Origin of the sequence: Bordetella genomosp. 6, assembly GCF_002119705.1 — a bacterium.
GTDB classification, from domain to species: Bacteria; Pseudomonadota; Gammaproteobacteria; order Burkholderiales; family Burkholderiaceae_B; genus Bordetella; species Bordetella bronchiseptica_F.
The window spans coordinates 3,115,323-3,128,036 of the sequence record NZ_CP021107.1 but is presented as its reverse complement, the minus strand read 5'-3'; the positions used below and the strand labels follow the sequence as shown (position 1 = coordinate 3,128,036).

The following is a 12,714-nucleotide window of genomic DNA, read 5'->3' as shown; positions in this document are numbered from 1 at the left end:
GTAGGAAGGTAGGCGTAAAATGGCGACACCCGCTTCCTTAACTGTGTAGATGCCATGAACGCTCCCCAACCTGCGGATGCGTTGCGCCGTCCGGTGCCGCCCGCCTGTCTCGATGCCTTGAAGGCGCGCTTCGGCGATCGCCTGTCGATGGCGCACGCGGTGCGCGAGCACCATGGCCGCGACGAATCGCCATACCCGCCAATGCTGCCGGACGCGGTCGTGTTCGCGCAGTCCACCGAGGAGGTGGCCGAGGTGGCCCGGTTGTGCAACGAGCATCGCGTCCCCTTGATTCCCTATGGCGCCGGTTCGTCGCTGGAAGGGCACCTGCTGGCCATCCAGGGCGGCATCAGCCTGGACCTGTCGCAGATGAACCAGGTGCTGGCCGTCAATGCGGAAGACCTGACGGTCACGGTGCAGGCCGGTGTCACCCGCAAGCAGCTCAATGAGGAAATCCGCGATACGGGGCTGTTCTTCCCGATCGATCCCGGCGCCGATGCCAGCCTGGGCGGCATGGCCGCCACGCGCGCCTCGGGCACCAATGCGGTGCGCTATGGCACCATGCGCGAAAACGTCATGGCGCTGACCGTGGTAACCGCCGACGGACGCGTGCTGCGCACCGCGGGCCGCGCCCGCAAATCGTCCGCCGGCTACGACCTGACTCGCATTTTCGTGGGCAGCGAGGGTACGCTTGGCATCATCACCGAGGTGACGGTCCGCCTGTATCCGCAGCCCGAGGCCGTGTCGGCGGCCATCTGCAATTTCCCCAGCCTGGACGCGGCGGTGCAAAGCGTCATCGAGATCATCCAGATGGGGGTGCCCGTCGCTCGCGTGGAGTTCATGGACGAGGCGTCCGTGCGCGCCGTCAACATGCACAGCAAGCTGACACTGCGCGAGACGCCGCTGCTGCTGTTCGAGTTCCACGGCAGCCCGGCCGGCGTCCAGGAGCAGGCCGAGACCGTGCAGGCGATCACCGCCGAGCATGGCGGCATGGACTTCGAATGGGCCGAGCTCCCGGAAGACCGCAGCCGGCTGTGGACGGCGCGGCACAATGCCTATTTCGCCGGCCTGCAATTGCGGCCGGGCTGCCGCGCCAGCACCACCGATGTGTGCGTGCCGATTTCGCGCCTGGCCGATTGCGTACGCGAGACCGTCGACGAACTCGAGCGCGCCAGCTTCCCGTACACCATCGTGGGCCATGTGGGCGACGGCAACTTCCACGTCCTGATGCTGCTCGATGCCGACAACCCGCGGGAGTGGGAGGAGTCTGAAACCATTAATCACAATTTGGTCCGCCGTGCGATCGCCGCCGACGGCACCTGCACCGGCGAGCACGGGGTCGGCCTGCACAAGATGCAGTTCATGGCCGAGGAGCACGGCGAGGAGGCGCTGGCGCTCATGCGCAGCCTCAAGCATGCCTTCGACCCGAACAACATCCTCAACCCGGGCAAGATCATCGCCTGGTAGCGCCGGCGTCGCGGCAGGCGGCGTCCCTCCAGCCCACGCAAGCGTTGCGTGGGCTTTTTCATGTCCGCCGGGCGAGGTTGTGCGGGTAAATCCTGTAGTGTGCGCAGGAGGGGCTCGCGCTATTGTTCGGGTCATGAACACCTTGGTGGATGCCGGTTTTTCGCCCAGGCGGGAAGGCTTCGCGCCCCAGCCGCTGATCGAGGCCTTGCTGTCGATACTGCCCGCGCATTGCGTGCTGCATCGCGAAGAGGACACACGTCCGTACGAGTGCGACGGCCTGTCGCTGTACCGGGCCCTGCCGGCGGTGGTGGCCCTGCCGGAAGACGAGGCGCAGGTGCGCGCCATCATGCAGCTGTGCAAGCGCATGAACGTGCCTATCGTGGCGCGCGGCGCGGGTACCGGCCTGTCGGGCGGGGCCATGCCGCACGCGCAGGGCGTGCTGCTGGGGCTGTCCAAACTCAACCGCATCAAGCGCATCGACCCCGCCAGCGGTACGGCCGTGGTCGAGCCGGGCGTGCGCAACCTGGCCATTTCCGAGGCCGCCGCGCCTTACGGCCTTTACTATGCCCCGGACCCATCCAGCCAGATCGCCTGTTCGATCGGCGGCAACGTGGCCGAGAACTCCGGCGGCGTGCATTGCCTCAAGTACGGGCTGACGGTGCACAACGTGTTGCGCGTGCGCGTGATAACCATCGATGGGGAGATCGTCGAGCTCGGCTCCGAGGCGCCCGATGCGCCCGGGCTGGACCTGCTGTCGGTGTTCGTCGGCTCCGAAGGCATGCTGGGCGTGGTGACCGAAATCACGGTCAAGCTGATTCCCTCGCCGGCCTGCGCGCAGGTGGTCATGGCCAGCTTCGCCAGCGTCGAGGCGGCGGGCAACGCGGTCACGCAGATCATTGCCGCCGGCCTGATCCCGGCGGGGCTGGAAATGATGGACCGCCAGGCGATCCACATGGTCGAGCCCTTCGTGCAAGCGGGCTACGACCTGCAGGCGCAGGCCATACTGCTGTGCGAGGCCGACGGCACGCCGCAGGAAGTGGCCCACGAGGTCGCCCTGATGGAGGCGGTATTCAAGCGGGCCGGCGCGACGCGCCTGCAGGTGTCGGGCTCGGAAGCCGAGCGCCTGCGCTTCTGGGCCGGCCGCAAGAATGCCTTTCCCGCCGCCGGCCGCGTGTCGCCCGACTACTATTGCATGGACGGCACGATTCCGCGGCGTCACCTGGCGCGCGTGCTGGGCGCCATCGAGCAGATGGAGGACGATTTCGGCCTGCGCTGCGCCAACGTGTTCCATGCCGGCGATGGCAATCTGCATCCCCTGATACTGTTTGATTCGAACAAGCCCGATGAGGTCGAGCGCGCCGAGAAGTTCGGCGCCGCCATTCTCGAGCTGTGCGTGCAGGTTGGAGGCACCGTGACCGGAGAGCACGGTGTGGGTATGGAGAAAATAAATCAAATGTGCGTGCAATTCTCGCGTGACGAACTCGATGCCTTCCTGGCGGTCAAGCGGGCGTTCGATCCGCCCGGCCTGCTCAACCCTGAAAAGGTCATACCCACGCTGGCACGCTGCGCCGAATACGGCAAGATGCACGTGCATGGCGGCGAAATGAGATTCCCCGATCTGGCGCGCTTCTAGGGCGTGCGGCCATGGATTTCGTCCTGTCGGAGTTGTGCGACCAGGTGATGACGGCGCGCGCCGGTCACAAGCCCCTGTTCATCGTCGGTGGCGGCACCAAAGGGTTTTACGGCAATCATCGTGCCGTGACGCCGCAGGATGGCCACTGCCTGCTGGACATGACCCCTTACCGCGGCATCGTCAGCTACCAGCCTTCGGAACTGGTGGTGACGGCGCGCGCGGGTACGCCGCTGGCCGAACTGGAGGCGGCGCTGGCCGAGCACGGCCAGATGCTGGCTTTCGAGCCGCCGCATTTCGGGCCCGGCGCGACGCTGGGCGGTTGTGTGGCCGCCGGCCTGTCCGGGCCGCGCCGCATGGCCGCCGGCGCCGTGCGCGATTTCGTGCTGGGCGCGCGTCTGCTCGATTCGCAGGGCCATATCCTGGCGTTTGGCGGGGAGGTCATGAAGAACGTGGCCGGCTATGACGTCTCGCGGCTGCAGGCCGGCGCGCAAGGGATTTTTGGCGCCTTGCTGGAAGTCTCGCTGAAAGTGGTGCCCCGGCCGGCCGTGGTGGAGTCGCTGCGCTTGCCCGCCACGCAGGACGAGGCCTTGCGCTGGTTCGGGCAATGGCGCGCGCGGCCGTTGCCGATCTCGGCCAGCTGCTGGACGGCCGACGGCGGCGGCGCGGTGATGCTGCGGCTGGCCGGCGCGCCGCCCGCGGTGCAGGCGGCGCGCGAAGTCCTGGGCGGAGAGCTGGTGGATGCGGCGCAGGCCCACGACTGGTGGGAGTCGTTGCGCGAGCAGAGCCATGCATTCTTCGATCGCGGCATGCCCCTGTGGCGGCTGGCGGTCCCGCCCACCACGCCCGCGCTGGCGCTGGGCCCCACCCTGATCGAATGGGGCGGCGGACAGCGCTGGCTCAGCGGGCAGTACGATGCGCAGGCGGTTCGCGCGGCGGCCGCCCAGGCGGGCGGGCATGCCACGCTGTTTCGTTCGGCCGGCCGCGCGGTGCCGGCCGATGGCGTGTTCCATCCCCTGTCGGACGGCGTGGCGGCCATCACGCGCCGCCTCAAGCAGGAGCTGGACCCCGCCGGTCTGTTCAATCCCGGGCGCCTGGTGCCCGAACTCTAGGGCGTGCAAATACTGGAAGAGACCCTGGCGCCATGCAAACAAATCTAGCTTCTTGGGCACGCGATACCGATTTCGGCGAGGAGGCCGACGCCATCCTGCGCCGCTGCGTGCATTGCGGTTTCTGTACCGCCACCTGCCCGACCTACCAGGTGCTGGGCGACGAGCTGGACAGCCCGCGCGGGCGCATCTACCTGATCAAGCAACTGCTCGAAGGCGGCGAGCCGACCCAGGCGACCCAGCAGCACCTGGACCGTTGCCTGACCTGCCGCAATTGCGAGACGACCTGTCCATCGGGGGTGGAGTACGGGCGGCTGGTCGATATCGGCCGCCAGCTGGTCCACGAGCGGGTGCCGCGCCGGCTGGGCGACAGGCTGCGCCGCGAGGCGCTGCGCAGGGGCATGAATTCGGCCTGGTTCGGCCCGGCCATGCGGCTGGGCCAGATGGTGCGCGCCATGCTGCCGCAGGCGCTGCGGCGCAAGGTGCCGGCGGCGCGGCCGCCCGGCCTGCTGCCCGATCCGTCGCGCCATGAGCGCCAGGTGCTGATGCTGACCGGCTGCGTGCAGCCGTCCATGATGCCCACGATCGATGCCGCCACCCTGCGCGTGCTTGATGCGATTGGCATCGGCGCGCGCCTGGCGCCCGGCGCGGGCTGCTGCGGCGCGGTCAATTTCCACCTGGACGCGCAAGGCGATGCCCTGGCGCAGATGCGCGCCAACGTCGACGCCTGGTGGCCCTGGGTCGAGCGTGGCGAGATCGAGGCCATCGTCATGAACGCCTCGGGTTGCGGCGCCATGGTGAAGGAGTATGCGCACCATTTGCGGCGCGACCCGGACTACGCCGAGCGCGCCGCCCGGATCGTGGCGCTGGTCAAGGATGTCGCCGAGGTGGTCGCGCCGCATGCGGCGGCGCTGCGCGAGCGGCTGGCGCCGGGTCCGCGCGCGGCCTTCCATCCGCCCTGCACGCTGCAGCACTGGCAGGGCCTGCGGCCGCTGGCCGAGCGGCTGCTGGTCGAACTGGGGTTCGAGCTGGCGCCGTTTGGCGAGTCGCATCTGTGTTGCGGCTCGGCCGGCGCCTACTCGGTGCTGAATCCGGACATCGCGCTGAACCTGCGCGACCGCAAGCTGGACGAGATCGCCGCGGTGACGCCGGCCGTCATCATGTCGTCCAACATGGGTTGCATCGGCCATTTGCAAAGCGGCACGGACACGCCCGTCAGGCACTGGATCGAAGTGGTCGACCAGCGCCTGGCCGCTCAGGGCTGAGCGGCCAGCGCGACGGCTGCCTGCGCCGAGGCGGGCAGCATGGCGCCATGCGACAGCCCGGGAAACTCGCGCAGCGTGACCGACAGGCCCGCCTTGCCGGCCAGGATCGCGGCCAGCCGGGCGGTCTCGCCCGCCGTGGCCACGGGCGCGGCGCCGGGGCGGCGCAGCACTTCGGCGCCGCCGCTCATCAGGTGCAGGACCGGCGCGCCGTGACTGAAATCCCCCGCGTCCGCTGCGCGCCGCATCATGTAAGGCGCATGCCACCACAGGGATGGACTGGCCGCGACATAGCGCTGGAACGCCCGCGGACGCGCCAGCAAGGTGTGCAGGACGAACAGGCCGCCGTACGAATGGCCGTAGAGCGTCTGGCGGCCGGCATCGATGCGCGCCGCGCTCGCCACCCAGGGCTTGACGCGCGTTTCGATGAATTCCAGCCAGGCCTCGGCCCCGCCATTGCGCCGTTGCGGGTTGCGCGGATCGGGCGCGCCATGGGCACCGGTGCCGGGCAGGGCAGGGGTGTAGTCCCAGGCGCGCGCCTGGCCATCGATGCGGCCGGGACTGTCGTAGCCGATGCCCACCAGCACGGCCTGCCGGGCCAGGTCGGCGCGGTTGGCCAGCGCCAGCGCCTGCAGGGCGGCGTCGCCGTCGAGCATATAGACGACCGGCCAGCCGGCGGCGGGCGGCTGGCCCGCCGGCACGGCCACGGCGAGGCGTACGTCGCGCAGGCCCGCGCCGCGCGCCAGCACAGTCTGCTGCACCAGCCCCAGCACGCCCAGGCGTGCCCGCGCGCGCTCGGGCGGTTCGTCCGGCGTGGTCGCCGGCTGGGCCCACGACGCGGCCGGCAGCAAGGCGGCGGCCAGCAGCCAGGGGGCGGCGCGACCCGGGAGGAGAGCCGTCGCCATGTTCAGAACGACACCGTCGCCGTGGCGTAATAGGCGCGCCCCGGTTCGTTGTAGGTGGCCGCGCCCGCGCTGCTGGCATTGCCTTCGCGGTACAGCTGCTTGTCGAACAGGTTGCTCACGCCGACGCGCAACTTCAGGTTCCGGTTGACCTCGTAGCCCATGCTCAGGCCCACCAGGGCGTATGGACTGATGGTCTGCAGGCCGTCGCCGTCCAGTTCGACGCCGGTGCGCACATTGGTGGAGGGGCCTTCCTGCTTGCCGTAGTAGGTGAGATTGGCCTGGAACGACAGCTGCGGCGTGTAGAACCAGTCCAGCGTGCTGTTGATGGTGTATTCCGGGATCACGCTCAACGGTTCGCCGGTGGCTTTTTCCTTGGACTGGATCATGTAGGTGAAGTTGGTGTTCCAGTCGAGATTGCTGGCCAGCGGGATGAACAGGTTGCCTTCCAGCCCTTCGACCACGGCCTTGCCGCTGTTGGTCCATTGCAGCACCCGGGCGCCATTGGCCAGGCGGTACTGGACGTCGGTGCCGGCGACGATCTTGTTGCGGTAGTCGTTGCGGAAATAGGCCATGCTGGTGCGCCACGTGCCCGGGTCGTACTCGAAACCGATTTCCTTGTTGACGCTGGTCTCCGGCGAGAGGTCCGCGTTGCCGACCAGATAGCAGCCGTTGGTGTTGGTCTGCGATGCCAGGCAGCCATTGCCGCGGCTGTACAGCAGGTAGTTGGGGTTGGACTGGTAGAGGTTGGGCGCCTTGTACGCGCGCGCGATGCCGCCCTTGAGCTTGAGCGCGTCGGTGACGGCGTACGAGGCGTTCAGGCTGGGGCTCCAGTTGCTGCCGAACTCGCTGTTGTGGTCCAGGCGCACGCCGGGCGTGAGCATGGTGCGTTCGCCGACTTCGATGTTGTCCTCGGCGAACAGCGCATAGCTGGTCTGGCGCGACTTCGGGTCGCGGTTGGCGGAGGCCGTGCCGCCGATGGCGCCGCCGGTATAGGTCTGGCGCATGCCGGCGGGATCTTCGAGCGATTCGCGCAGCCATTCCACGCCGACCGTGGCGACCTGCTCGAAACCGAGATGGAACGGCACGCTCATCTCGGCCGCGGCGCGCCAGTTCTTCAGGCGCGCCGTGTCATAGCCGCCCGCGGTGGGGGCGCCCTCGGGCCCGCCGGCCAGGCCTTCGCGCTGGCGCGCGTTGCGCGTGTAGTCATAGCCGACGCTGGCGCGCGACGTGCCCCAATCGTAGACGCCGCGATGCGTCAGCGCATAATTCTCGCGGTACATCGCATTGGTTTCCTTGCCGTACAGGCTGTCCGAGAACTCGCTGTTGGCATTGTTCATGGTGTCGCCGGCGAACAGGTTGCCCTGGCGGCTGAAGCCCATGTCCAGGTCCACGGTGTTGCGGCTGTCGGCCTTCCATGAGAACAGCGCGCTCAGGTCCTGGTTGATGACGCCCTCGCGCCCGGCGGTCGCCGGGTTGCCGTTGTCGCTGGTGTTCGCATGGCCGGCGTTGATGTCGCGGGCATCCGGATTGGTCTTGTTGTAGTTGCCGTACAGCCGCATGCTCAGCGTGTCGCTGATCGGCGCGCTGACGCGGGCATTGACGCGATTGGTGTTGCCTTCGCGGCCGTCTTCCGGCTGGTTCATGTAGTAGGTGATGGAGCCGGTGGCGCGGTCGGCGGGGCGCTTGGTGATGATGTTGACCACGCCGCCCATGGCGCCCGAGCCGTAGCGGGCCGCGGCCGGGCCGCGGATCACTTCGATGCGTTCGACTTCTTCCGCAGGCACCCAGTTGGTGTCGCCGCGCGTATCGCGATCGCCGTTCCATCCATAGCGCACCGCATTGCGCGAGGTGACGGGCTTGCCGTCGATCAGGATGAGGGTGTTCTCGGGGCCCATGCCGCGGATGTCGACCTGGCGGCTGTTGCCCCGCGCGCCGCTGGCGCTGTTGCCGGTCAGGTTGACGCCGGGTTCGCGGCGGATCAGGTCGGACAGGTCATTGGCGGGCGGGCGGCGGGCGATCTCCTCGGCGGTGATGACCGAGACTCCCAGCGACTCCTTGATTTCCTCTTCGGCCGTGCCCAGCACCTGCACCGTCGCCATCTGCTGCACCTGCGAGGGATCCTGGATCTGGGTGGCCGTCTGCGCCGTGGCCAGGCCGGAAGCGGCCAGCAGGACTGACGCGCCGGCGTAGTGCAGCGGGAATCGTGGGGTGGGCATGCGGCTTCTCCGTGTGCGTGCGCGGACCCGTCCGCACGGCGGCCAGCCATGCGTCGAGCCTGTTTGCGATTAAGAATGATTTCTAATAAGATTTGGCGTTCATGATTCTGTCAGAGAACATCCCGGCAAAGGTTTTGGCACGCGGCATAAGCCTTTGCACTATCGCCATTCATTCATGACCCGGACTCTCCCACGCGCACCGCGCGGCGGCGCCGCCCTGGTGGCGGGCCAGACGCTGATCGACCTGTCGCGCCACAGCGCCGCGCGCTACTACCTGTCCGTGCCCGGCAAGGAGCGGCCGGTTTTCCAGGGCGTGTTCGACACCAGCGAGGTGGCGCCCGGCGTGGTGGTGCACCGGGTCGATATCCGCGATCTGCAGGGCGCCGCCGTGCGCGCTGAACTCAGGCCCGGCCTGCGCCTGGCGCTGACCATAGGCGGGCGCGCCGACGTTTCCATTGGCCACTGCCGCCTGCCGCGCGGCCCGCAGGGCGGCGACGGGGTGCGGGGCGCCCTGGTGGCGGTCGCCGCGCCGGCGACGTTCGCGCGCCAGTCGCGCCGCGGCGACATCGAGCGCACGGTCAGCCTTGCATTCAGCCACGATTGGCTGGCGCGGCGCTTCGGCGCCGACGGCGCGGCATTGACGGCGTTCGCCCAGCGCCATCTGGCCATGCATTGCTGGCCGGCATCGGCTCAGGCGATCACGCTGGCCGAGCAGATGCTGCGCCCGCCGGCGCTGGCGCCGGCACTGTGGCGCCTATACCTGGAATCGCGCGCGCTGGATCTGCTGGTCGAGGGCTTCGACAGCCTGGAGGCGGGGGCCGGCGCGGCGCCGCAGGCCGTGCGCGGCGGGCTGGCCCGGCGCGATTTCCTGCGCATGGCCCGGATACGGGAATTGCTGGAGAGTGGCCAGGCCGATGCCTGGAGCCTGGAAGAAATAGCCCGCCATGCCTGCCTGAGCGTCAATACGCTGCAGCGCCACTTTCGCGCCGCATGGGGCATGACGGTATTCGAGTGCCTGCGCGGCGCGCGCCTGACGCGTGCGCGGCTGGGGCTGGAGCGCGACGGCCTGAGCGTGGCCCAGGCCGCCAGCCTGGCCGGTTATACCAGCGCGGCCAATTTCGCCACGGCTTTCCGGCGCGCCTATGGCGTGACGCCAGGGCAATTGCGCGCGCGCCGCTAGGCGGGCGGCGCGGCGCCATGCGCCGCACCGCCGCCGCGCCTTATTCCACGGCCTTGACCATGTCTTCCAGCACCTTCTTGGCGTCGCCGAACACCATCATCGTGCGGTCCATGTAGAACAGCTCGTTGTCCAGGCCGGCGTAACCCGCGGCCATCGAACGCTTGTTGACGATGACGGTGCGGGCCTTGTAGGCCTCGAGGATGGGCATGCCGGCGATCGGCGAGGCGGGGTCGTTCTTGGCGGCGGGATTGACCACGTCGTTGGCGCCCAGCACCAGCACCACGTCGGTCTGGCCGAATTCGCCGTTGATGTCGTCCATCTCGAACACCTGGTCGTAGGGCACTTCGGCCTCGGCCAGCAGCACGTTCATGTGGCCGGGCATGCGGCCGGCCACCGGATGGATGGCGTATTTCACCTGCACGCCTTTCTCGCCCAGCTTGGTGGCCAGTTCCTTGAGCGCGTGCTGGGCGCGCGCCACGGCCAGGCCGTAACCCGGCACGATGACCACGCTTTCGGCGTTGGCCATCAGGAACGACGCGTCGTCGGCGCTGCCCGACTTCACGCTGCGCTGCTGGCCGTCGCCGGCCGCGGCCGCCGCGCCCGCCTGGCCGCCGAACCCGCCCAGCAGCACGTTGAAGAACGAGCGGTTCATCGCCTTGCACATGATGTACGAAAGAATCGCGCCCGAAGAGCCCACCAGCGAGCCGGCGATGATCAGCATGGGGTTGTTCAGCGAGAACCCGATGCCGGCGGCCGCCCATCCCGAATAGCTGTTGAGCATCGACACCACGACGGGCATGTCGGCGCCGCCGATGGGGATGATGATCAACACGCCCAGCGCGAACGCCAACACGGTCATGATGACGAACGGCGGCCAGGCCTGGGTGGCCATGAACCACAGGCCGCAGCCCAGCATCAGCAGCGCCAGCGCGAGGTTGAGCAGGTGCTGGCCGGGAAACACGACCGGCGCGCCCTGGAACAGCCGGAACTTGTACTTGCCCGACAGCTTGCCGAACGCAATCACCGATCCGGAGAAGGTGATGGCGCCCACGAAGGTGCCGATGAACAGCTCCAGGCGGTTGCCGGTGGGGATCAGCCCGCCGGCCGTGGCGATGCCGAAGGCATGCGGCTCGGCCACCACCGCGACCGCGATGGCCACGGCGGCCAGGCCGATCATGCTGTGCATGAAGGCCACCAGCTCGGGCATCTTGGTCATCTCGACGCGCTTGGCCATCAGCGTGCCGGCGCTGCCGCCGACCAGCAGGCCCAGCAGCACCCAGCCCAGGCCGGGGCCGGCGCCCTCGCGCGCCAGCGCCACGATGAGCGCCGCGGTGGTCAGCACGGCGATGGCCATGCCGACCATGCCGAAGGTATTGCCCAGCCGCGACGTGGTGGGATGCGACAGGCCCTTGAGCGCCTGGATGAAGCACACCGAGGCGATCAGGTAGAACAGCGTAACCAGGTTCAACGAAATCATTGCGCACCCTCCGCGCCGGGCTTGCGTTCCTTCTTCTTGAACATCTCCAGCATGCGCCGGGTGACCAGGAAGCCGCCAAATACATTGACCGCCGCCAGGGCGACGGCGATGACGCCCATGGTGCGCGCCAGTCCGCCCTCGGTGAGGGCGGCGGCCAGCATGGCGCCGACGATGATGATGGCAGAGATCGCGTTGGTGACCGCCATCAGCGGCGTATGCAGCGCGGGGGTGACATTCCAGACCACGTGGTAGCCGACATAGATGGCCAGCACGAAGATGATCAGATTGATCAGGGTAGGGCTGATGCTTTCCATCTCATGAGCTCCGGGTAACCTGGCCGTCCTCGCACATCAGGCAGGCCGTCACGATTTCGTCATCGCGCCGTATGGCCAGCGCGCCTTCGGCATCGACGATGAGTTTGAGAAAATCCAGCAGGTTGCGCGCATACAGGGCCGACGCGTCGGTGGGCAACATTCCGGGCAGGTTGGTCAGGCCGACCAGGGTAACGCCGTGATGGTCGGCCACCAGGCCCTTTTGCGTCAGCGGGCAGTTGCCGCCGCGCTCGACCGCCAGGTCGACCACGACCGATCCGGGCTTCATGGCCTGCACGGTTTCGGCCGTCAGCAGCGTGGGCGCCGGCCGGCCGGGAATCAGCGCGGTGGTGATGACGATATCGGCCTGCTTGCAGCGCTGGGCGACCAGCTCGGCCTGCCGCGCCATCCATGCCGGGGGCATGGGGCGGGCATAGCCGCCGACACCCTGCGCGATTTCGCGCTCCTCGTCGGTCTCGAACGGGACGTCGATGAATTTGGCGCCCAGCGACTCGATCTGCTCCTTGGCGGCCGGACGCACGTCCGAGGCCTCGACCACTGCGCCCAGGCGGCGCGCGGTGGCGATGGCCTGCAGGCCCGCCACCCCGGCGCCCAGCACGACCACGCGGGCCGCCTTGAGCGTGCCGGCGGCGGTCATCATCATGGGCAGCAGCCTGCCGTAGTAGTTGGCCGCCAGCAGTACCGCCTTGTAGCCGGCCAGGTTGGCCTGCGACGACAGTACGTCCAGGCTTTGCGCGCGGGTGATGCGCGGCGCCGCCTCCAGCGCGAAGGCGGTAAGCCCCGCGGCGGCCAGGCGTTGCAGGCCGTCGGCGTCGAACGGATCGAGCATGCCGGCGAGCACCGCGCCGCGTTTCATGTGTGGCAGTTCGTCGTCGGCCGGCGCGCGGACTTTCAGCACCAGCTCGCAACCCAGCGCGGCTTCGGCCGTGCCCAGCGTGGCGCCGGCTTCCTCATAGGCGCTGTCCGGGTAATGCGCGGCCACGCCTGCTCCGCGTTCGACGATCACGCTGTGTTTGCCGCCTATGTACTTCTTGACGGTCTCTGGCGTAGCCGCGACGCGGGTTTCCCCATCCCGGGTTTCCTTAGGTACCCCGATTTGCATTGACGCTTCTCCTCCGAAGGTTCGCCGTAGTTATACA

The 12,714-nt window shown here is 68.5% G+C and carries 10 protein-coding genes; 5 read left to right on the top strand and 5 right to left on the bottom strand.

The window, feature by feature from the left end; all coding sequences use genetic code 11:
* The first annotated feature begins 54 nt into the window (after positions 1-54).
* The 4 genes from CAL11_RS14690 to glcF all read left to right on the top strand — a co-directional run bounded on the left by CAL11_RS14690 (position 55) and on the right by glcF (position 5,468).
* Positions 55-1,464, top strand: a complete 1,410-nt coding sequence (locus CAL11_RS14690) for an FAD-binding oxidoreductase (RefSeq protein WP_086093335.1) — start codon at positions 55-57, stop codon at positions 1,462-1,464.
* Positions 1,465-1,597: 133 nt separating this feature from the next.
* Positions 1,598-3,097, top strand: coding sequence for an FAD-linked oxidase C-terminal domain-containing protein (locus CAL11_RS14685; protein ID WP_086093334.1), 1,500 nt, complete (start codon positions 1,598-1,600; stop codon positions 3,095-3,097).
* Between the two features lie 11 nt (positions 3,098-3,108).
* Positions 3,109-4,206 carry a glycolate oxidase subunit GlcE gene (glcE, locus tag CAL11_RS14680; RefSeq protein ID WP_086093333.1) on the top strand — a complete coding sequence of 366 codons (1,098 nt, stop codon included), beginning with the start codon at positions 3,109-3,111 and terminating at the stop codon, positions 4,204-4,206.
* 32 nt (positions 4,207-4,238) lie between these two features.
* Complete coding sequence (gene glcF / locus CAL11_RS14675; RefSeq protein ID WP_086093332.1) at positions 4,239-5,468, top strand: glycolate oxidase subunit GlcF; 1,230 nt, start codon at positions 4,239-4,241, stop codon at positions 5,466-5,468.
* Here glcF and CAL11_RS14670 read toward each other — a convergent pair.
* Both CAL11_RS14670 and CAL11_RS14665 read right to left on the bottom strand, forming a co-directional pair.
* Complete coding sequence (locus tag CAL11_RS14670; RefSeq protein WP_086093331.1) at positions 5,459-6,370, bottom strand: alpha/beta hydrolase; 912 nt, start codon at positions 6,368-6,370, stop codon at positions 5,459-5,461. The two genes, glcF and CAL11_RS14670, sit on opposite strands and share 10 nt — an antisense overlap.
* Positions 6,371-6,372: 2 nt before the next feature.
* Positions 6,373-8,586, bottom strand: coding sequence for a TonB-dependent siderophore receptor (locus CAL11_RS14665; RefSeq protein ID WP_086093330.1), 2,214 nt, complete (start codon positions 8,584-8,586; stop codon positions 6,373-6,375).
* Between the two features lie 175 nt (positions 8,587-8,761).
* Between CAL11_RS14665 and CAL11_RS14660 the strand changes: the two genes are divergently transcribed.
* Complete coding sequence (locus CAL11_RS14660; protein ID WP_086093329.1) at positions 8,762-9,766, top strand: helix-turn-helix transcriptional regulator; 1,005 nt, start codon at positions 8,762-8,764, stop codon at positions 9,764-9,766.
* Positions 9,767-9,806: 40 nt separating this feature from the next.
* On the opposite strand, the gene CAL11_RS14655 is transcribed toward CAL11_RS14660, so the two are convergent.
* Genes CAL11_RS14655 through CAL11_RS14645 form a run of 3 tightly spaced genes read right to left on the bottom strand, consistent with a single transcriptional unit; the run spans position 9,807 to position 12,677 of the window.
* On the bottom strand, positions 9,807-11,243 hold the full coding sequence (locus tag CAL11_RS14655) for an NAD(P)(+) transhydrogenase (Re/Si-specific) subunit beta (protein WP_033463531.1): 1,437 nt from the start codon (positions 11,241-11,243) through the stop codon (positions 9,807-9,809).
* The gene (locus CAL11_RS14650; RefSeq protein WP_033463533.1) at positions 11,240-11,557 is read right to left on the bottom strand and encodes an NAD(P) transhydrogenase subunit alpha; all 318 of its coding nucleotides are present in this window, start codon (positions 11,555-11,557) and stop codon (positions 11,240-11,242) included. The genes CAL11_RS14655 and CAL11_RS14650 overlap by 4 nt, the downstream gene beginning before the upstream one ends.
* A 1-nt stretch (position 11,558) precedes the next feature.
* A complete protein-coding gene (locus tag CAL11_RS14645; RefSeq protein WP_086093328.1) occupies positions 11,559-12,677 on the bottom strand; it encodes a Re/Si-specific NAD(P)(+) transhydrogenase subunit alpha in 1,119 nt (372 codons plus the stop codon).
* Between the last annotated feature and the right edge of the window lie 37 nt (positions 12,678-12,714).

Excerpts from the sequence above, each read along its gene's own strand:
- CAL11_RS14690 (WP_086093335.1), top strand. The coding sequence starts at position 55 with ATGAACGCTCCCCAACCTGCGGATGCGTTGCGCCGTCCGGTGCCGCCC.
- CAL11_RS14685 (WP_086093334.1), top strand. The coding sequence starts at position 1,598 with ATGAACACCTTGGTGGATGCCGGTTTTTCGCCCAGGCGGGAAGGCTTC.
- glcE (WP_086093333.1), top strand. The coding sequence starts at position 3,109 with ATGGATTTCGTCCTGTCGGAGTTGTGCGACCAGGTGATGACGGCGCGC.
- glcF (WP_086093332.1), top strand. The coding sequence starts at position 4,239 with ATGCAAACAAATCTAGCTTCTTGGGCACGCGATACCGATTTCGGCGAG.
- CAL11_RS14670 (WP_086093331.1), bottom strand. The coding sequence starts at position 6,370 with ATGGCGACGGCTCTCCTCCCGGGTCGCGCCGCCCCCTGGCTGCTGGCC.
- CAL11_RS14665 (WP_086093330.1), bottom strand. The coding sequence starts at position 8,586 with ATGCCCACCCCACGATTCCCGCTGCACTACGCCGGCGCGTCAGTCCTG.
- CAL11_RS14660 (WP_086093329.1), top strand. The coding sequence starts at position 8,762 with ATGACCCGGACTCTCCCACGCGCACCGCGCGGCGGCGCCGCCCTGGTG.
- CAL11_RS14655 (WP_033463531.1), bottom strand. The coding sequence starts at position 11,243 with ATGATTTCGTTGAACCTGGTTACGCTGTTCTACCTGATCGCCTCGGTG.
- CAL11_RS14650 (WP_033463533.1), bottom strand. The coding sequence starts at position 11,557 with ATGGAAAGCATCAGCCCTACCCTGATCAATCTGATCATCTTCGTGCTG.
- CAL11_RS14645 (WP_086093328.1), bottom strand. The coding sequence starts at position 12,677 with ATGCAAATCGGGGTACCTAAGGAAACCCGGGATGGGGAAACCCGCGTC.